The sequence below is a fragment of the Pseudoalteromonas sp. KG3 genome, from assembly GCF_030436385.1.
GTDB lineage: Bacteria > Pseudomonadota > Gammaproteobacteria > Enterobacterales > Alteromonadaceae > Pseudoalteromonas > Pseudoalteromonas prydzensis.
The window spans coordinates 906,303-927,116 of the sequence record NZ_CP098523.1 but is presented as its reverse complement, the minus strand read 5'-3'; the positions used below and the strand labels follow the sequence as shown (position 1 = coordinate 927,116).

Here is a 20,814-nt window from a genome sequence, read left to right as displayed (position 1 = left end):
ATCTGCTAAGATTAATGCAGCAGCCGATCAGTTGCAATAATAAGTAAGTAAACCCCATACCAAATAAGCATACTGCCCAATGCTATGCGCGCCCATGGGTGGTTTAATACTTTATGTAATATTTGTGCGCCCATGCCTATACTAAACATGGCCGGAAATGTACCAAGAGCAAAAAATAACATGACCAAAGCGCCATCAGAGGCTGTTTTACTAGTCATAGCCCACGTTAGCGCTGAATAGACTAAACCACATGGCAACCAGCCCCATAATGCGCCATAAGCAATTGCTTTAGGTACTGAGTTGATTGGCATTATAAAGCGGTTTAGCTTCACTAAGTGCTGCCACACTAAGGTTTTTCCTAGCGACTCAAGCCATTGTAAGCTTACGCCTAAACGCATGATGTACAAGCCAACTAAGATCATAAATAGGCCACTTAATAATGCTAACGTTAACGCGACCCAATGACTTTGTGTGGCAAAATGGCTGCTGATCCCAGCAACCAGTGCTCCCGCTAACATATAACTACCAGCGCGTCCGACGTTATACGCAATAGAGTACTGTAAGGGACGGGTTTTATCAGTGGCTAATTGTAAGGAGCTGGCAATACCGCCACACATCGCGATACAGTGACCACTGCCAATCAACCCCATAATGAATGCGCTGACGAATAACGGATCAATCATTGCTTTTTTTGTGCTGCTCTTTATCGTCTTCAAACAAAATACTGTGACCTTGCTTGTTCAAATCAGAAAACTGCTCACCGCGAACAGCCCAAAAGAACACCCCAATTGCAATCAATACAAATAAAATAGCAATGGGGACTAGGATATAAATGATACTCATAACTTTAATAACCTCAGTGAGTTACTGATCACAATAATGGAACTTGCCGACATCCCAATGACCGCCATCCAAGGCGCCACAAGACCTAGTGCCGCAAGCGGTAAGATTGAGCCATTATAGAGTAATGACAGTGCTAAATTTTGTTTTATTATTCGGCGTGTTTTTTTCGATACCGTTAATAAATGCTCGATAGCGGCTAAATCACTATTGAGTAATACCACATCGGCGGTATTTTTGGAAATATCGGCACCAGTTTCCATTGCAATAGATAAATGTGCACTGTTAAAAACAGGGCTGTCGTTCACACCATCGCCGACCATTGCAACAATCTCACCTTGGCTGGACCAGCGTTGTACTTCACTTTGTTTATCTTCAGGCAAGCAGCCGACTTTATAACTATCAAGTTTGAGCTTTTTAGCAATTTGTTGGCCAGCAGTAGAGGCATCCCCCGTTAGCATATGACAGCTTAAGCCTTGCTGTTGTAAAGAGGTGATTAATTGTGCTGCATTGCTTTTTACTTCATCTACAAAATAAAAGTTAGCAACTGGTTGTTGATCAATATAAAAAGTGGCTTGGGCATTCCCTTTTTTACTGTTAAACCAGCCGCTTTTACCTATTGCATAATGATGAGTGTCATCTTCACCGGTGATGCCAAGACCCGGATGAATTTTAATGTTGGTTAAATGACGTTGTCCCGAGGTAAACTCAGTAAAGGCTGTGGCGATAGGGTGCTCAGAGTAGCTTTCGAGCTGAGCTGCTAAAGCTAAAATTTGCTTTTTAGATAGAGAGCCTGATAATAAATCAACGGCATCGAGTGTAAACCGTCCTTGCGTTAACGTGCCGGTTTTATCAAATGCAACGCGGGTTAATTGCGGCAGAGTTTCGAGGACATGTGATTGCTTAATGAGTATTCCTTTACGAGTCAAGGTTGCCACAGCGCAGGTAAGTGCGGTTGGAATAGCTAAACTTAGTGCACAAGGGCAGGTTGCTACAAGCACTGCAATGGTGATCCAAAATGCATGTTCAGGGTCGACCTGGTACCAGCCTATAGCAGTGATAGAAGCAAATATTAGTAAACAAGCTACAAACCATTGTGCAACTTTATCAGTAATTTCTACTAACTTTGGACGAGTGGCAAGTGCGTTGTGCTGTAGTTTTATTATCTGATTTAAAAGTGTGTTTTGGCCAATTTTGTTGATGTGAATTTCAATCACGCCATCATGATTGACCGTTCCTGCAAAAACTTGATGGTCAATGTATTTATTTACAGGCAAATGTTCACCAGTCATCATTGACTCGTCAACCGTGGTACTGCCCGCACAGATAATGCCATCTGCAGGAATGGTTTCACCAGCTTTAATTAAGACTCGATCATCAAGTTGCAGCTTTTTAGCTGCAATAATACGTTCTTGGCCGTCAGCATCTAATTTACGAGCTGTAAGTGGGAGAAGTTTTTGCAAGTTAGCAGTAAATTCGCTGGCTTTAAGGCGGGCACGAAACTCTAAATATTTACCTAGTAATAGTAAAAAAGTAAACATACAAATCGATTCGAAATAGACCTCGCCAACGGCCATAACGGTTGCATAGCTACTGGCGGCATATGCGCCAAAAATAGCCAATGAAACGGGTAAATCCATATTAAGTTGTTTTGCTTTTAAACCATTAATTGCGTTGGTTAAAAAGGGCATCGCGCTGTAAAGAATAACCGGTGAGGCAAGTATTAGACTGATCCAGCGAAAATACTGTTCAAAGTTATCTTCCATACCAGAGAACATACCAAAATACATGGCAAATGCGAACATCATCACTTGCATGGTCATTAAACCAGCTACACCTAGTCTGCGTATGTAGGCTTTGGCAACCAATTGTTTTTGGCTTGCTTCAAGATCGGCTTGAAACGGGTATGCCTTGTAACCAATTTCATGTAATGATTTGATTATGTCGCTCAGTGGCAAGAGCGCTTTATGCCACTGGATCATTGCACGGTTGGTTGATGTGTTTACATCTACGCGTTTTACTGCTGGCATATTCAGCAGTTGTTTTTCAATGAGCCATGCGCACGCAGCGCAGGTGATGCCCTCAACAGTAAGGAGCACTTCACTTACATCAGCGTTTGTGGCGATAAACTCATCTTGAATATCTTCATTATCGTAACTTTTGATAAGCTCAAGCTGCGCAGGGACAAGCTGCTCAACTTTACCAGCGGTTACAGTTCTGAATTTATAATAATCGGTCATGCCTTGGGCGACAATTGTTTCAGCGACAGTTTCACAGCCAATACAGCACATTGGCTGTGCGCTTCCGTCGATCACTACGCTAGCGGTAAAGCCGCTAGGTACACTTTCAAGGCAATGAAAGCAATGCTTTGACATGATAGGGCGGCTACTTATATTCAGGGCTTATGGCAATACTTTGCCCACTTGGCAAAGTGATGTTCTCTTTGAGCTTCCAACTACCGTCGGTTGGCTCAATAAATACAGTATAAGTGCCATTAATAAATGGTTTGATAATCGCAGTAAATTCACCATTCGCATTAGGTGTTAAATGGGTACTAAAATCATGATCCTGAATTGTGCGATGATAAAAAGACAGCTTTAGCGAGTGAATATTACTGGTATCACCTTTATTGAATTTAAAGCTTACTTTGTCGCTATCAACATGCAATTCACCGTGTAAATATAACGCTTTAGCTTTATCGAACTTACTTAATTCTAAGTTAATCGCTTTACCTTTTTTATAGTAATCATCAACAACCATATCAGGGCCATTGCCGATTGCTGTGATAAATAAAGAAATACAACCAATAATGGCAACTAGCGGAAAAAAGATTAAGAACCAAGGCCAGAAATTTTTATACCAAGGAGTAGCAGTCATAAATACACTTAATTTGTTTACGATAAGCGCATTTTATAGGATTTAAATTGAAAAGACTAAAAAAAAGCCTCCAGATGGAGGCTTTTTTGATCTTAATTAATCTATTAAATTAAAAGATTAATTTATAAACATTTCATTAACGTTTTAATTAATTATCTTGCGATAAACTATATACATAAGCCGTTAATAGGTGGATTTTTTCTTCACCTAAAATGTCTTTCCATGCTGGCATTACACCGGCACGGCCATTAATGATAGTTTCTTCAACAGCGCGTTGTGAGCCACCATAGAGCCAGATGTTATCCGTTAAGTCAGGAGCACCAAACGGTAGGTTATGAGCAACTGACCCTTTACCATCTGCACCATGACACGCGGCACACATGGCAAACTTAGCTGCACCGGCGCTTGCGTCTTTTTGGTTGACTGTACGGCCAGACAAGCTTAGTACATGAGCGGTCATTTCTTTAACGCCTTGCTCACCTAATGCAGCACCCCAAGGTGGCATTGCTGCAATACGACCGTGTAATAAGGTTTCTTTGATCTTGTCAGGCGTACCGCCGTATAACCAATCTTTATCAGTTAGGTTAGGAAAGCCTTGACCACCACGTGCATCTGAGCCATGACATTGCGAACAGTTTTGTGCGAACAAACGTTGACCAATTTCAAGCGCTTTTTCATCTTTAGCAAGCGTTTCAACATCTTGCTGTGCAAAAGCATCAAAAATAGGGCCAAAACGTTCATCTGCTGCACGGTATTCCGCATCGAGCTTAACAAAGCGGCCATCGGCTTGCGCGTCTTCAACAGCTTGTTTAGATTCTGCTAAAGAAGTAATACCTTGATTAGAACTGGTCCATTTACCTAAACCTTCCCAGTTACCTAAACCTGGGAATGCGGCTAAGTAATAAACTGACCATGCGAATGTTGCAAAGAACATGTAAGTCCACCACTTTGGTAGTGGATTATTTAGCTCTTCAATTCCATCATATTCATGTCCGCAGCTTTCACCTTCAGGTACACCAGCGTAGTTTTTTAAATTCCACACGAGTAAACCAAACAAAATGAAAAGACACGATAGGGTTAATACGATAACCCATATACTCCAAAAGCTAGTCATTTCTCAGACCCCTTTTCCTCGTTAGAGATTGTATCGCTATGTGTTTTTTCATCTTCAAAAATGGCATTAGCAGCATCTTTAAAACGTGTTTTACTACGTTTGCTGTACGCCCACACAACAATGACAATAAATAGTACTAAAATTACCAGAGTTAAAATGCCTCTGTATGTTCCGTAATCCATAATTAATTACTTCAAGTGTGTGCCAAGTTGTTGCAAATAAGCGATAAGGGCTTGCATTTCTGTTGCACCTTTACCCTCATTCATTGCATCAACTTTAGCAACGTCAGCGATTAGTTCTTCATCGCTACCATATCCTAAACCTGGGTGTGCTGGGTTTTCTGGATTAATAGCAAATGTATCACGGAAAATTTTAAGCTTTTTCAGAGTAAGGCTAGTATCAACGCGATTCTCTGCTAACCAAGGAAAGCCTGGCATGTTTGACTCAGGAACCACAGCGCGTGGGTCAACTAAGTGAGCGTAATGCCAGTCGTCCGAGTATCGTTTACCAACACGGGCAAGATCAGGACCAGTACGCTTAGAACCCCATAAGAAAGGGTGATCCCATACTGACTCACCGGCGACCGAGTAATGACCGTAACGTTCAACTTCATCACGAAAAGGGCGGATCATCTGTGAATGGCAGTTAGAACAGCCTTCACGTACATAGATATCACGACCTTCCATTTCAAGCGCGTTTAGTGGGCGTAAACCATCTACAGGCTTTGTTGTATCGTCTTGGAACATTAACGGAGTGATCTCAACCAATGCACCAAAGCTGATAGCAAAAACAGTCAAAATAGCCATAAGGCCGATATTCTTTTCGACTATTTCATGTTTGTTTTGTGAATTTTTATTGCTCATTATCTCACTCCGTTATGCTAATTGTGCTTGCGCGTCTAATTTTAGCGAATCATTCTTCGCTGCAATTGTACGGTAAACGTTATAAGCCATAACTAGCATACCAACGACGATGAACACACCACCTAAGAAGCGCATTACATAAAACGGATGTGATGCTTGTAGCGACTGTACGAAGCTATACATTAATGTACCGTCAGCGTTAACCGCGCGCCACATTAGACCTTGCATAACACCTGAGATCCACATTGCAACTATGTAAAGTACAACACCTACGGTATGTAACCAGAAGTGTGTATTAACGAGTTTTACGTTGTACATACGACCTTGCGAGAATAATGCAGGGATAAGGTGGTAAATTGCACCAATTGAAATCATCGCAACCCAACCAAGCGCACCTGAGTGAACGTGACCAACGGTCCAATCAGTGTAGTGAGACAATGCGTTTACAGATTTAATTGCCATCATCGGTCCCTCAAAGGTAGACATACCATAGAAAGATAATGAAACAACTAAGAAACGCAGCACTGGATCAGTACGTAGTTTGTGCCATGCACCTGATAACGTCATGATACCGTTGATCATGCCACCCCAAGATGGAACGAATAGGATAATAGACATAACCATGCCTAAGCTTTGTGTCCAATCTGGCAGTGCCGTGTAGTGCAAGTGGTGAGGACCAGCCCAGATATAAAGCGAGATAAGCGCCCAAAAGTGAACAACTGATAAACGGTAAGAGTAAACAGGGCGACCTGCTTGTTTTGGTACAAAGTAATACATCATACCTAAGAAACCAGCCGTTAATAAGAAGCCAACAGCATTATGACCATACCACCACTGAACCATTGCATCTACAGCACCGGCGTAGATTGAATATGATTTAGTCAGTGATACTGGTACTGCCATGCTGTTAACAATATGAAGTACTGCAACAGTAATAATAAAGCCAGCATAGAACCAGTTAGCAACATAAATATGAGACACTTTACGTTTAGCAATAGTGCCCATAAATACAACTGCATAGGTAACCCAGACAATAGCGATTAGAATATCGATTGGCCACTCAAGCTCAGCATATTCTTTTGAACTTGTTATACCTAAAGGTAGAGTGATAACCGCAAGTACGATAACTAACTGCCAGCCCCAAAATGTAAAGGCGGCTAATTTGTCGGAAAGAAGGCGCGTTTGACAGGTACGTTGTACGACGTAATACGACGTCGCAAAAAGTGCACTGGTACCAAATGCGAAAATAACTGCGTTCGTGTGTAACGGACGAAGTCGAGAGTATGTTAACCATGGTGTATCAAAGTTAAGTGCTGGCCAAGCTAATTGGGCAGCAATCAGAACCCCAATACTCATGCCAACGATGCCCCAAATCACTGTCATAATAGCGAATTGGCGTACAACCTTATAGTTGTACTCAGTTTGTGATGCTACTGTTTGGCTCATTTTCTGGCTTCCGCTGCAATATATGCGTTTAGAAATGAATTACCCACTTTGTTAAAGTGGGGCCTACTATTTTTTCACAAGTATGTTATCAAAAACCCTCAATGCCTTGACTGCTTCAGAAAACAAACTCGAGAAACCCTTATTTTTGCGGGGAAATGATAAAATTTTTGGCCTAAAAAAGATAGGTCAATTGCATAAAATTATGACATCAATCAATTTTTCTCATTGAGTTGACTATTTTTGAGACACTTTTTGTACTTTTGCGTAATAATTCTGCTCAGCGGTTGTATTTTAACAGTTCGCTGATTAGTATCCGACTTTATTTTATCCAAGGAACGCTATGCCAATTAAATTTTTAATCGTGTTTTTAAGCGCATTAAAGCTTTTAATTGCATGTGATTCACAAACGATAAGTATAGAAGAGCAGGCTCAAGCTGCAAGTTGCCAACCGAATCAATTATGCCAATATAATAACCAAGTAAAAATTTGGTTGGCTGAGCAAAAAATAACCCCAGAAACGCCTTTTGAAATTTATTTGTCTTTACCGAGTGGTTATACAGTGCAAAGCGCAAAGCTTGAAGGTGTTACTATGTATATGGGCTTTATTCCCGTTTTGTTCGAAGCTCGTGATGGTTTGCTTGTTGCACACACTATGGTCGGCATTTGCTCAGAGCGAAACATGACCTGGAAATTAGTCCTAGAGCTTAACAATCAGCAGGGACACGCTGAGCATGTGTTGTATTACTTTGATGTGACTTATTAATAGCTACTTTAAGATTTTTATTGATCATAGCTTTATACTTCCCAATACCTCCCACATCCGCTCACAATCAACTATACCTTGCACGTTATAGCCATTTTTCAATGACTATTTTATGACAGTTAAATCAAATTGAACGTTAATTCGCACTATCCTATGCTTGTGAAAGTACATCTCCTTATAATTTACAGTTAATTTTCCTACTGCATAAAGCAACCTCATTTATATCTTAAGCTGCAATGAACAGCACTAAATATATATATACACCTATAGATAAGGGGGTAATTAGCTTAAATACGCAAAATTATTGCATAACTATGGTTAGCATTTATTACTCAGTTTTGCAGTTATACTAAAATGATGTGATTAAGTTGTAAAATTTTCTAATTTAGGTATTTGTTTGCATCAGTTACATAAAATTACAAACTCAGTCGGTTTGATTTCATACGTGTTTTTAATGTTCTAAATTCAAGTTATGCATATGAATTTTAAAGGTATTAAGTCGTTAACAATGAAACATTCATTAACCTTTGTACCTATTTGGTGTTTTGTGATTATTGCTATGTTAATTATTGATCTTTCATTCAGTTTTCATTCAGTTAAACCTACCTAAGTTGCCCTCCGTTGACTCGTGATTCTAATAATAACGAGCACTACCTGAGCAAGGTATTTTTCCAACAAGTAGGGTTTCACATGAAAAAATCTATGATTGGCTTAGCTGTTGTCACAGCTATTCCTATGTTTTCAACGATGCAAGTAGCTGCAGCAGAAAATGCTGCGCAAACTATCGAAAAAATTCAAGTAACGGGTTCTCGCATTAAGCGTTCAGATATGGAAACCGCTAGCCCAGTAACATTAATTGGCGCCGATGATATTAAAGCAATGGGTGCAACAAGCATCGATAGTGTATTACAAAAGATGACCGCTACAGGCGGCGCAATGACAAACCCGGGTGTTAATAATGGATCTGGCGGTAACGCATCGATTAACCTTCGTGGTTTAGGTTCTCAACGTACTTTAGTGCTTGTTAATGGTCGCCGTATGATCAACTCAGGTACTGGTGCAGCGTCTACCGTTGATTTAAACACTATTCCAGTATCAATGATCAAGCAAATTGAAGTACTTAAAGATGGTGCTTCTGCTGTTTACGGTACTGATGCTGTGGCAGGTGTTGTAAACATCATCCTTAAAAATGACTTTGAAGGTTTAGATTTAAATGTAAACACTGCAATGACTTCAAAGCATGATGCAACTGAAAATTCAATTGATTTTACAGTTGGTACTTCTTTTGATAAAGGTAACATTGTTTTTGGTGCTCAGTACACTAATCGTGGCCAAGCAAGCCAAAGTGACCGTGACTTCTCAAGCTGCCCACTACTAGAAGGCGCAAATGGCCTATATTGTGGTGGTTCTTCATTTAGCGAAGGTGGACACATTCAAAGTAATGTTACGGCTGATATCTTAAATAAAGATGGTGAATTAGAGAAAACGGGTGTTGCTAACGACAGTGGTTTAAGTGGACTAGGCGGTACTTTACACCGCTACACAACAGCAGCTGATGCATACAACTACTCAAAAAGTAGCTATTTATATACACCAATGAATCGTTTAAATATTACGGGTCTTGGTACGTATGAACTTTCTGACGATACAAGTTTCTTCAGTGAATTCACTTATACTAAACGTTGGTCAGAGCAGCAGCTAGCTCCACAACCAATTAACTTTGCATTTAACTATGATCCAAGCACTATGGGCAATAGCCTATTAGGCCAAACGTATGATAAACGTCAAGTTGTTAATAATGCGTTTGTAGAAGATGCAAATGGTGATTATGTTACAACGCCAACCAACTACGCTGCAGGTGACCCAATAAGCTACCGTCGTCGTATGAGCGAAAGTGGTACTCGTAACTACACTCAAACTGTAGATACCGTGCGCATAGTTGTTGGTGCTGAAGGTGTAATTAATGATTACTCTTGGGATCTTTCTGCAAACTTTGGCCGTAACGATTCAGTAAGTAAAACCAGCAATCTTCACAATGTTTCGGCGTTAAAAGCGGCCGTAGATGCTGGCACATTTAATCCTTTAAATGAAGCTGATTGGGCTCAAGCAAATGTAAATCCTTATATTTACAAAGAACAAGAATCAGGTGGTAGCCAGTTATTTATCGTCGCAGGTTCGCTTTCTGGTGAGATGTTTGAACTACCTGCAGGTTATGCTGCATTTGCTGCTGGCGTAGAGCATCGTCAAGAAAAAGCATGGCAAGATCCTGACTCAATTGCTGCGCAAGGTCTAGGTAATGATCCTCGTATCGATCCAACAAGTGGCGGCTTTGATGTTGATGAAGCTTATGTGGAATTTGCAATTCCATTATTAGCAGATGCACCTCTAGCGCAAAGTGTTGAATTAAGTGCGGCAATTCGTGCTTTTGATTACAGCACATTTGGTTCAGATAATACTTGGAAGTTAGGTTTAACTTGGAGAGCAACAGACGAGCTAATGATGCGTGCTGTGCGTTCAACGGCTTTCCGTGCCCCTACTGTTGATGAGTTGTATTCAGGTAAAGCAATATCTTATGATGGTGTAACTTACCCTGGCGCAGACGATCAAGCTGAAGTTACTGTTGGTGGTAATACAGCTCTAACTCCAGAAGAAGCTGATACATTAACATTCGGTATCGTGTATGAGCCTGAGTGGATTAGCGGCTTTTCAATGACAGTAGATTACTACGATATTGAAATTGAAAATGCGATCAGTACTTACACTAGTCAATTCGTTGTTGATCAATGTATTAATCCTAGCGGCACAGGTACTACACTGTGTGAAAATACCGGTGCGTTTATACGCCCAGATGGCCGTATAGTATTTAATAACCAGTTACGTAATATCGGTTCTGAAAAAACATCAGGTATTGATTTAAACTTAGCGTATTCATTTGATGCATTGGGTGTAGCTTGGAAAGCAGGCTTAGATACAACATATTTAGACGAGTATGTAGTAGACACTGGTGCAGTGATAGATTACCAAGGCTACGTTACAAATGGTAGCGGTGGTTATGCAGATCTTAAGTCAAATTTCCACCTTACAGCAAGCAGTGATAGCTGGGATGCAACGTATGAAGCCCGTTATATTGCCGGAATGGATAGCTTTACATGTCGTAATGAACCAGGTGAATGTATTGCACCAACGACTCCATCTATTGTATACCATGATATAAGTGGCTCATATATGATAAATGATATCGTGAGTGTTTCAGCTGGTGTAAATAACTTATTTGATAAACAACCACCTTATTACTCAGGTAACTACGATTCAAATACTGATCCGTTCACATATGATGTATTAGGTCGTCGTTTCTTTGCTGGTGTGAATGTTAAACTTTAATCAGTAAATAACATTGATTCTATCTAAGGCCTAGTTTACTAGGCCTTTTTTATTGAACAAATACAGGTGTCACAGTAAACTAAAAGTATCTATATTTTTTAGGAGAGTTGATTGTTAAAACAGGATGAAAATCTATCCTTTATTATTGAACCAGAACTGAGCCCACGCTCTGAGCAGCGTATTGACCTGTATTTTTCCATCCCGAATGAAATGGGTATTAACCCGCAAACGTTAACCGAAGAAGCATATTTTAATCATCACTTTAAATCGCATTTAGCCTATAACGCCAATAATATTCACTTACCGTTAGTGCGCAGTCGCTTTGTAAGTAAAAACAAAGGCGAGCAGCAAGATTACCGACAAAATCTCAATCTCTATTGTTACCAAGTTCGCTTAGCGATTGATACCGATATTAAAGACACGCAAAAAATTGAAGATCACGCTGAATTTTATCAACGCGCCACAGAGTTGTGCGAGCAGAGTATTAGCTTATTAAAAAAATTAAGACGTTATACTCCTGATGATGAAAAGCTGATTTCGTTTTACACCAATGCTGACAACTATTTAAGTTGGCATATCGAGCAATCATTTTTAAAGTTGCTTGATGAAGGGCCGCGCAGTAGTGATTATGCCAAAGAGCGCACTGATCTGATGAACTTTTGCAGATCAGAGCAAAACTATCGTAATGAGCAGCAATATAACTCAGAATCGACGCTGATAGATGCCAATCGGCTCACTAATAAAATGAGTTTATTACAACGTTTGATTGAGCATGGGGTAGTGCTCAATCGTACCACTCGTCATCTTAATAGTTATTTAAAACGCCTAGTTAAAGGCACTGTAACTGCAATTATTATGGCATTTGTGATGGTGGTGGTATTAAATGCGCGTATCACTTTTACAGAAGTGACAGCGACCTTGGTGATTATTTTAGGTGCTATATATGGCATGCGAGAAATCTTCAAAGAAGATATCACCCGAGTCATTTGGCGCGCGATTGTAAAAGGGCGGCCAAAATGGCGTTTTCAATTTCGCAATAGTGTTACCAAAGACAAAATAGCGACACAATATATATGGCTTGAATATACTCGCTTTAAGCATATTCCAGAAGATGTGCGAAAAATATTTTCTAAACGACGTCAGCAGAACAAGCAAGCCGCGCAGTGGTTACACTTTGCCAGTGAAATACGGGTCAGTGCTAAAGAGTTTCTACCCGGTTACGACAGCCTTCAGCAGAACTTACAGTTTAGTTTAGCGGCATTTGCGCGGAACTTAAAAAAAGGCGAAGGTAAGCTATATCATATTGATAATAATAAAATATCTAAACAGAGTGTAGAGCGACGATATCAAATAAATATGGTGCTAACTTATCAAAATGATGAGGAAATAAAATACCAGCGTTATAAGATCACTTTAAATAGAAGTAAAATAGTTAATATAGAACTTATTTATAGCGAAATGGAATAAATATTGTGGTCGATTTTCAGGGCCCTTCAGGTATTATCTCCCTCTTTATCCTGCTTTAATGGGAGCGTAATGCGTCTACTTATCTCTAGAATGACCGCAACTAGTCAATGCCCACCACGTAAACCGATGAGAAAAATTCTATGGTCTTTACTTGGTTCTTTCTTAGGCATTTACTTGGTTGCTATGATTAGCAAAAGTATTCAGTTTGATCCGTTAACTAATTTATTTTTAATTGGCTCATTTGGTGCCACAGCGGTGCTTATCTATGGTGCACCATTAGCTGAATTCTCTCAGCCTCGTAACCTTATTGGAGGTCATGTTTTTAGTGCCATAGTGGGGGTTACAGTTGCGAAATTTTTAAGTGCAGACTTAATGTTAGCTTGTGCGCTTGCGGTTTCAGTATCAATAGCAGTCATGCATTTAACTCGTACCTTGCACCCGCCTGGTGGTGCTACAGCATTGATTGCAGTGATAGGTGGCGACAGTATCCAACAACTTGGTTATTATTATGTAATTAGCCCTGTACTGTTAGGTGCAAGCATTATGTTATTAGTGGGGTTGTTAGTTAATAATTTGTCTCGTAACCCTAAGCGTCATTATCCGGTTTATTGGTGGTAGCATTGGGACTAGCTCAGGCAGTGATTTAATCACTGACTGAGCTGGATTAGTCTATTTTTCTAAACCATTTTTACTGTATAAAGAGACTTTGCCGGACACTAAGGTGATTTCGATGTTTTTAGTTTCGTCACCCCAGGTGCAATTAGTATGTAAGGTTTTTTCAACACAACTATCAGCGCTGCCCAATATAGCTTCAACGTCGGTTTTGTCCATGCCAATTTCAATTTTTTCGTAATTCTCTAAACTTACTTTTGAACAGGCTGCAAGGCTAAGTGCCGCCGCAATGATTAAAAGCTTTTTCATTTGCTTATCTTCCTTTATTTTAGTGTTTGAATTTTCTAATTTGTACAATCATGCCCATTTTAGGGTGATCAAAATAATGAATATCACCACTTATAACCCGTTTGAATTGTGAAAATCGAGCGTGTTGAATTTCACCGGTGACTTGTCTTTCATTAACATCGAAACTGGCGTTAATAAATAAGTAATGACGTAAGTAAATATTAAAGCTACCGTCTAGCTCCCATTGATCGGCTTCTTGCTCAATCACGGGAGCCAAGTTTTGCTCAGGACTAACTAGACTTATAAAGTCATTACTCGGGTATTGCGATGGGGTGGCAACCACGGGGGCGCGTAATAATTTACCGCCAAATAGTTTAATGTGCTCAGAGCGTGATTGGCTCGCACCTTCAAAACGCCAGCCAGTGTGTAATAGCGGTGTTAGACCTTTACGCACTAACTGTTGTTGCTGTGATTTAAATTGTAGCTGCTCGGGAGCAAGTAAATAGGTTTGCTGCATATCGTCTTTAGCAGGCGCTAATGGACTTAGTGGCAATTCAGAGTAACTATGCAAGTAATCAATACTGTCATCGCATAAATTAGAGCGAGACGCACCAATTACTGAGTCAGTTAATGATTGTGAATTAAAGCGACTATCACCATTAATACAATCCTGTTTGGCTTGCTCACTATAAAGCGGTGTAAGTAAATCGAGGCTTCGCTTTGCTTTGATAGGCTCTCGCTCTAAACTAAAATCTTCTTGTAAATAGGGAGCAGGGCGCTGTTTGAAAATAAGTACTTCTACTTCAAACCAGCGTTCGGCAAATGCTGTACTGCTAAATACACAGCACAATAGGATCAGAGATTTTTTAAGCAACATTTAATGGCTAACCTTTTTTTCGAAATCTGCAATCATTGCAGTGACCATTTTTAAGCGTTCACGGGCATTGGCCTCATTGATCGCAAAGCGCAACTTATTTGCACCATCCATTTTGTACACCTTAGGCGCACTTTGTATCAAACCTATAATGAAGCTAGGGTTAACCTTAGTATGTTGGCTAAACTCAAAATAGCCCCCCTTTGGATTTGCTTCAATTTTTTTGATGCCTAATTCGCTGGCTTTAAGTTTCAGCTGCTGCAAACTAAATAAGTTTTTAGTGGCATCAGGTAATAAGCCAAAGCGATCAATGAGTTCAACTTGTAATTCATCCATGTCATCAAGATTAGCACAGCTAGCAACCCGTTTGTAAATTCCCAATCGCGCATTAACATCGTGAATATAGTCATCGGGTAATAATGCTGCGAGTTTTAAATCGACTTCACTTTGTTGATGGAGTAAGTTTTCAAGGGTGGGTTCTTTACCTTCACGTAAGGATTTCACCGCTTGCTCTAGCATTTCCATGTATAAACTAAAGCCGATGGTTTGCATTTGTCCTGATTGGTCGTCACCCAATAATTCACCAGCGCCACGAATTTCTAGATCATGGGTCGCTAGTGCAAAACCAGCGCCTAAATCTTCCAATGATTCAATCGCTTCAAGGCGTTTAACCGCATCTTTTGAGAGTGCTTTTGGATTACCCGTTAATAAGTAAGCATAGGCTTGGTGGTGGCTACGGCCAACACGGCCGCGAAGTTGGTGTAATTGTGCTAACCCGAGTTTGTCGGCTCTATCCATAATAATGGTATTCGCCGTTGGGATATCAATACCCGTTTCGATGATGGTGGTACATACGAGTACGTTATATTTTTGATGATAAAATTCACTCATCAATTGTTCTAAATCGCGCTCGCGCATTTGCCCATGAGCAGAAGCAACACTTGCTTCTGGCACCCATTCGCTAATTTCTTCAGCAACTCGGTCAATGGTTTCAACATTGTTATGTAAAAAGTAAACTTGGCCGCCGCGTTTAATTTCACGAAGAACGGCTTCTCTGATCAAGTCAGCATCACGCTGGCGAACAAAAGTCTTCACAGCTAACCGCTTTGCAGGCGGTGTGGCGATGATGGATAAGTCGCGCATGCCACTCATCGCCATGTTTAAAGTACGCGGGATAGGTGTTGCGGTAAGGGTTAATATATCGACATCTGCACGCAAGGATTTGATTTTTTCTTTTTGGCGAACCCCAAAGCGATGCTCTTCGTCAACAATCAGTAAGCCAAGATCTTTAAATATAATATCGGCTTGGATCAGCTTATGTGTACCAATAACAATATCTAAGGTGCCTTTGGCCATTTTTTCAAGTGTGTCTTTTTGCTCTTTGGGTGAATTAAAGCGAGATAGCATACCTACTTCGATGGGTAAATCGGCAAAGCGGTCTTTAAAGTTTTCAAAGTGTTGTTGCGCAAGTAACGTGGTAGGTACTAATACTGCGACCTGTTTGTTATCGTTAACGGCAACAAAGGCGGCGCGCATTGCCACTTCTGTTTTACCAAAGCCAACATCACCACAGACCAGTCGGTCCATGGCTTGTTTACTTTGCATATCACCGAGTACGGCTTCGATGGCGTTGCGCTGGTCGTCGGTTTCTTCAAATGGAAAACCATCACTAAATACCCGATAAGCGGCTCCGTCAAGTTTAAAGGCATTTCCTGGTTTTGCTTGACGCTGCGCATAGATATCAAGTAATTCAGCCGCCACATCACGGACTTTCTCAGCGGCGCGTTTTTTCGCTTTTTCCCACGCGTCAGAGCCTAGTTTATGTAGCGGGGCACTGGCTTCTTCCCCTCCGGAGTAGCGGCTCAACATATGCAGTGCAGAAACAGGCACGTACAATTTAGCCTCATTGGCGTAGGTGATAGTGACAAATTCGGTGATCAGGCCTGCGGCATCAATTGTTTGCAAGCCTTGGTAACGGCCAACACCATGATCAAGATGGACAATCGGTTGGCCAACTTTTAGCTCAGCCAGGTTACGAATTAACGCATCTTGGCTGGCTTCGTATTTATGCTTGCGACGACGTCGCTGCGATACTTTAATGCCGAGTAGTTCTTGTTCGGTAATAATAGATAACGCTGGTTTACTGCCAAGCACCACACTTTGCTCCAGCGGGCTGACAATTAAGCCAACATCACTGCTGCTTTGCACAAACTGGTCAAAGGTAGGGTATTCTTTAAATTTTAGACCACTGGGTTTAAGTATGGCGAGCAGTGATTCACGGCGGCCATCGGATTCAACCGATAATAAAATTCGGCCTTTTTGTTTCTTTTGAGCTGCGACATAATTTATAAAAGCTTGATACGGTTCATGCAGTTTATGATCAATGCGAATAGTAGGTAATTCACTGGTGGTTAAGTTTTTATTGCCTGCTTTGGTAGGCAGCTTTGCTTGCGAGAGGCGAATGCGGGCAAAATTGCCTAAATTAGAAAATAGTTCATTTATAGGCTGGTACAGTGCAACCGGTTCAAGCAATGGACGCAGTGGATCAACGCGGCGGTTCTCATAGCGAACATTCACATCATGCCAAAAATGCTCAGCGGCATCTTCTAAGTCACCTAATTGCATTACTGTAGCGTGCTCTGGTAGGTAATCAAAGATAGTGGCTAACTGGTCAAAAAACAGTGGCATGTAATATTCGATACCTGCCGGCCAATTGCCTTTGGTTACTTGCATATATACGGAGTCTTGCGACGAGCTGGCGCCAAATTTTTCGCGGTAGTTGATCCTAAAGCGCTCAATATCCGCTTCGTTGGTAGGGAACTCATGCGCAGGCAGTAATTCAATTTTGTCGACTTTTTCATCTGAGCGTTGACTCTCAACATCAAATAAACGAATGGTGTCGAGCTCGTCATCAAGGAAATCAAGCCTAAATGGGTGTGGGCTACCCATAGGGTATAAATCAACAATTGAGCCGCGAATAGCGTACTCACCATGCTCCATCACTTGTTGTACGTGTAAGTAGCCCGCTTGCTCTAAGTTATCACGAAGTTGATGAGTATCAAGAATATCGCCAACTTTAAAATTAATGGTTGAGCCATAAATAAACGAAGCCGGGGCGGTGCGTAACATCAGGGTTGATACAGGTACAATCAATACACTTTGTTGTTCTTTTTTTAGCGTATTTAAAGTGGCTAAACGTGATGAAATAATATCTTGGTGTGGTGAGAAGTGATCGTATGGCAGTGTTTCCCAGTCAGGAAAAATCATCACTGGATGATCTGGCAATAAGCACTCTAACTCGGTTTCTAAGCGCAGCGCACTCGGGGTATCAGGAGTAACGATCAGCACTAAGCCAGCTTGTTGTTTCACCCCTTGAGCAATGGCAATACTTAAGCCACTGCCGGTTAATTGCCCCCATTGAATTTTATCTTTTTGAGATTTTACCCAAGGCAAGGCTGCCCATTGCGCAAACGCCATTTACTACTCCTTTAATGCGCCTCAACAGAGGCGCTAATTTATTCTTAATCGCGATATATTTTGGTTAAATCTTGGTAATGATCAATACGACGGTCGCGTAAATACGGCCAAATTCGTCTAACATTTTCAGAGCGCTTTTGATCAAGTTCAACCAGTAACAATTGCTCATCAGTGTTATTCGCTTCTGCTAGCAGCTCACCTTGGGGACCGGCAATAAATGAGTTCCCCCAAAATTGAATACCGTCACTTTGACCACTTGGATCACTTTCATGACCAACACGATTACAGCTAATAACAGGTACACCATTGGCAACTGCGTGCGCACGTTGTGAAATCACCCAGGCATCTTTTTGGCGAGTTTGCTCACCTTCATCATCTCGGGGATCCCAACCAATAGCAGTTGGGTAAATTAATAATTCAGCACCCGCCATCGCCATAAGACGTGCAGCTTCTGGAAACCATTGATCCCAACAAACCAGTACACCCAGTTTGCCTACCGAGGTCTGAATAGGTTCAAAACCCAAATCACCTGGTGTGAAGTAAAATTTTTCATAAAAACCTGGATCGTCAGGGATATGCATTTTACGGTATTTACCAGCAATAGTGCCGTCTTTTTCAAGTACTACCGCAGTATTGTGATACAGGCCTGTGGCACGTTTTTCAAATAACGAGGCGACAATAACAATGCCTAACTCTTTCGCTAATTCACCAAGTACATCACTACTTGGTCCTGGGATGGTTTCCGCTAAATCAAATACATCCACGTCTTCGGTTTGGCAAAAGTAAAGGCTGCGATGTAACTCTTGTAACACCACAAGTTGCGCACCTTGGCTTGCCGCATCGCGAATACCGGCAATTGATTTCGCCATGTTTTGCTCGGCATTATCAGTGTTACTTTGCTGCACTAAGGCAACGGTTAAATTTGCAGGGCTGCTCATAATGATGCTCCAGCTAAAAATCCACGGGGTAATTGCATAGTAATGCAGTGTAAACTACCAAATTGATGAATAATAGGTAGGCAGTTAACGCCTATAATTTGATGTTCAGGGTATGCTAACTGAATTTGCGCAAGCGCTAAACTATCGTTCTCATCCGCATAAGTTGGGACTAGCACTGCACCATTGATGATTAAATAGTTTGCGTAGGTAGCAGGTAATCTGTCGCCATCATCATTAAAGACGGCTTTAGGCCAAGGTAAAGCAATTAAGGTATATGGTTTACCTGTAGTTGTTTTAAAACCTTGTAACTGTTTTTCCATAGCATTGAGAGCACTGAAGTGCTCATCACTTTTGTCATCACATTTTACATACACTAAGGTATCGTTGGGAGCAAAGCGCACTAAAGTGTCGATATGACTATCGGTATCGTCACCGGCTAAATAGCCGTGATCAACCCATAAAAAGTCGCTTGCGCCAAGGTGGTCACGCAGGCACTGTTCAATGTCTTGCTGGCTTAGATCAGGATTACGATTTGGATTGAGTAAACATTCACTGGTGGTCAATAATACACCGTGTTGATCAATCTCAACGCCACCGCCTTCTAACACTAAGTTGAGGGCTTGATATTGATTAGCAGGATCGGCAAGTTGCTCAACCAGTACTGCATTGATCTGGTTATCTAAATCACTGGTAAATTTATTACCCCAGCCATTAAAGGTAAAATCAACGATTTTTAGTTGCTTGCTATCTTCTAATGCAGCACAGGTCAGTGGCCCATGATCGCGGGCCCATGTATCGTTACACGGTGTCACCACAAAATGCACACGGCTTAAATCAACTTTATTTTGAGTTAACAACTGGCTTATGTAGGTTTTTAATGCTTCATCATGAGCGATGATCACTAATTGCTGAACGTCGCAGATGTGTTGACATAGTTGCACATAGACCGGCTCTACAGCGGTTAAGTTGTCGCACCAATCAGTGGCTTGGTGAGGCCAAGTGAGCATAACAGCGTCTTGCTCAGCCCATTCGGGTAATAGTCTAAAGTTCATGAATTTAATAAACAAACAAAGGTGTGGCTAGTTTAGCATTTCAGCCGCATATGTCAGCTTTTTCATGGTTATTGTTCAGGCTTTGTCGGTGTTTCTTCGTCGGTTTTCAATTGTTCAAAAGATTGTTCATCAGCTTGCTGTTGTTGGCGCTTCTTAAGCTGTCGAGTTTGTGCATGCAAACTGGCACGCACGACAAGTTCTTGATCAGTGTCGCGAATAGCTTTAAATAGTAAGGTGTATTGGTAATGTTCATCGTCAATTTTATTAACAGCCACCACTTCGGTATAACAATAAATTGCAGACGCTTCGTGTTGTAAAAACAGTTTTGTGCGAAATGCTTGGCCAATTGAGTAAGCTTTTGTATCGGTTAATTTTACACCGCCACCGCCGTAGCTATCACAATACATAGCGTTATCTTCAGGTTGTTCTGAAGCTAAAATATGGCTCATTATCAAGTCAATTTTGCGCGATTGTGCTTGTAAAAACACCGCGAGTTCTTGTGCCACATCACCTAAGTTACGCAGTGGTCTGAGAGAGCTTTGTTCGAGTTCACTCACTTCATTGGCGAGTTTAAATAACGGGGGAATATCGGCTTCTAATTGCGCTAACGTTGTCGGCACCTTGTTATCATCTACGGCAAATAAATTGACTCGGTTACTTTCATCTATTTGAAAGTACTGCTCAAACTCGGTTAATTTTTCACTGTTCATAATTAGGCTCCTCGACGCACGAATTAATATAGTAGCGCTGACAACATAAAATTGCTAGTTATCAAGTTGCCATAAAAAAGGGCAAACTACTGTTTGCCCTTATATTTTTGTT

Annotated in this window: 18 protein-coding genes; 4 read left to right on the top strand and 14 right to left on the bottom strand. The window is 41.0% G+C overall.

All coding sequences use genetic code 11. The features are described from left to right. Window positions 1-11 precede the first annotated feature (11 nt). From NDQ71_RS04510 to ccoN, 8 genes are all read right to left on the bottom strand, one after another. A complete protein-coding gene (locus NDQ71_RS04510) occupies window positions 12-683 on the bottom strand; it encodes a sulfite exporter TauE/SafE family protein (protein WP_192541381.1) in 672 nt (223 codons plus the stop codon). Beyond that, complete coding sequence (ccoS, locus tag NDQ71_RS04505) at window positions 676-843, bottom strand: cbb3-type cytochrome oxidase assembly protein CcoS (RefSeq protein ID WP_145233504.1); 168 nt, start codon at window positions 841-843, stop codon at window positions 676-678. Before ccoS ends, NDQ71_RS04510 begins: the two co-directional genes overlap by 8 nt. Continuing rightward, window positions 840-3,215, bottom strand: coding sequence for a heavy metal translocating P-type ATPase (locus NDQ71_RS04500; protein ID WP_192541382.1), 2,376 nt, complete (start codon window positions 3,213-3,215; stop codon window positions 840-842). The genes ccoS and NDQ71_RS04500 overlap by 4 nt, the downstream gene beginning before the upstream one ends. Before the next feature lie 10 nt (window positions 3,216-3,225). Next, window positions 3,226-3,717 carry a FixH family protein gene (locus NDQ71_RS04495; protein WP_192541383.1) on the bottom strand — a complete coding sequence of 164 codons (492 nt, stop codon included), beginning with the start codon at window positions 3,715-3,717 and terminating at the stop codon, window positions 3,226-3,228. Between the two features lie 148 nt (window positions 3,718-3,865). Beyond that, complete coding sequence (gene ccoP, locus NDQ71_RS04490; RefSeq protein WP_301562325.1) at window positions 3,866-4,831, bottom strand: cytochrome-c oxidase, cbb3-type subunit III; 966 nt, start codon at window positions 4,829-4,831, stop codon at window positions 3,866-3,868. Continuing rightward, on the bottom strand, window positions 4,828-5,013 hold the full coding sequence (locus NDQ71_RS04485) for a cbb3-type cytochrome c oxidase subunit 3 (protein ID WP_192541385.1): 186 nt from the start codon (window positions 5,011-5,013) through the stop codon (window positions 4,828-4,830). The genes ccoP and NDQ71_RS04485 overlap by 4 nt, the downstream gene beginning before the upstream one ends. A gap of 6 nt (window positions 5,014-5,019) precedes the next feature. Continuing rightward, window positions 5,020-5,694 carry a cytochrome-c oxidase, cbb3-type subunit II gene (ccoO, locus tag NDQ71_RS04480; protein ID WP_192541386.1) on the bottom strand — a complete coding sequence of 225 codons (675 nt, stop codon included), beginning with the start codon at window positions 5,692-5,694 and terminating at the stop codon, window positions 5,020-5,022. A gap of 12 nt (window positions 5,695-5,706) precedes the next feature. Then, window positions 5,707-7,140, bottom strand: coding sequence for a cytochrome-c oxidase, cbb3-type subunit I (gene ccoN, locus NDQ71_RS04475; RefSeq protein ID WP_192541387.1), 1,434 nt, complete (start codon window positions 7,138-7,140; stop codon window positions 5,707-5,709). 340 nt (window positions 7,141-7,480) lie between these two features. Here ccoN and NDQ71_RS04470 point away from each other — a divergent pair, with 340 nt between their 5' ends. From NDQ71_RS04470 to NDQ71_RS04455, 4 genes are all read left to right on the top strand, one after another. Next, window positions 7,481-7,903, top strand: a complete 423-nt coding sequence (locus NDQ71_RS04470) for a hypothetical protein (RefSeq protein WP_192541388.1) — start codon at window positions 7,481-7,483, stop codon at window positions 7,901-7,903. 690 nt (window positions 7,904-8,593) lie between these two features. Beyond that, window positions 8,594-11,284 (top strand): TonB-dependent receptor, encoded by a 2,691-nt coding sequence (locus tag NDQ71_RS04465; RefSeq protein WP_192541389.1) that lies wholly within the window; start codon window positions 8,594-8,596, stop codon window positions 11,282-11,284. A gap of 111 nt (window positions 11,285-11,395) precedes the next feature. Further along, window positions 11,396-12,751 (top strand): hypothetical protein, encoded by a 1,356-nt coding sequence (locus NDQ71_RS04460; protein ID WP_192541390.1) that lies wholly within the window; start codon window positions 11,396-11,398, stop codon window positions 12,749-12,751. A 69-nt stretch (window positions 12,752-12,820) separates the two neighbouring features. Then, window positions 12,821-13,369: an HPP family protein gene (locus NDQ71_RS04455; RefSeq protein WP_192541391.1), complete on the top strand. Its 549-nt coding sequence runs from the start codon at window positions 12,821-12,823 to the stop codon at window positions 13,367-13,369. Window positions 13,370-13,420: 51 nt separating this feature from the next. Here NDQ71_RS04455 and NDQ71_RS04450 read toward each other — a convergent pair whose 3' ends face one another. The 6 genes from NDQ71_RS04450 to NDQ71_RS04425 all read right to left on the bottom strand — a co-directional run bounded on the left by NDQ71_RS04450 (window position 13,421) and on the right by NDQ71_RS04425 (window position 20,702). Further along, window positions 13,421-13,672, bottom strand: a complete 252-nt coding sequence (locus tag NDQ71_RS04450; protein ID WP_192541392.1) for a DUF3862 domain-containing protein — start codon at window positions 13,670-13,672, stop codon at window positions 13,421-13,423. 19 nt (window positions 13,673-13,691) lie between these two features. Beyond that, window positions 13,692-14,528, bottom strand: a complete 837-nt coding sequence (locus NDQ71_RS04445; protein ID WP_192541393.1) for a CsiV family protein — start codon at window positions 14,526-14,528, stop codon at window positions 13,692-13,694. After that, a complete protein-coding gene (mfd, locus tag NDQ71_RS04440; RefSeq protein WP_192541394.1) occupies window positions 14,529-18,002 on the bottom strand; it encodes a transcription-repair coupling factor in 3,474 nt (1,157 codons plus the stop codon). It abuts the gene before it with no gap. A 44-nt stretch (window positions 18,003-18,046) separates the two neighbouring features. Beyond that, window positions 18,047-18,940: a carbon-nitrogen hydrolase gene (locus NDQ71_RS04435; RefSeq protein WP_192541395.1), complete on the bottom strand. Its 894-nt coding sequence runs from the start codon at window positions 18,938-18,940 to the stop codon at window positions 18,047-18,049. Continuing rightward, window positions 18,937-19,992: an agmatine/peptidylarginine deiminase gene (locus NDQ71_RS04430; protein ID WP_192541396.1), complete on the bottom strand. Its 1,056-nt coding sequence runs from the start codon at window positions 19,990-19,992 to the stop codon at window positions 18,937-18,939. Before NDQ71_RS04430 ends, NDQ71_RS04435 begins: the two co-directional genes overlap by 4 nt. Window positions 19,993-20,060: 68 nt before the next feature. Then, window positions 20,061-20,702: a hypothetical protein gene (locus NDQ71_RS04425; RefSeq protein ID WP_064667088.1), complete on the bottom strand. Its 642-nt coding sequence runs from the start codon at window positions 20,700-20,702 to the stop codon at window positions 20,061-20,063. Between the last annotated feature and the right edge of the window lie 112 nt (window positions 20,703-20,814).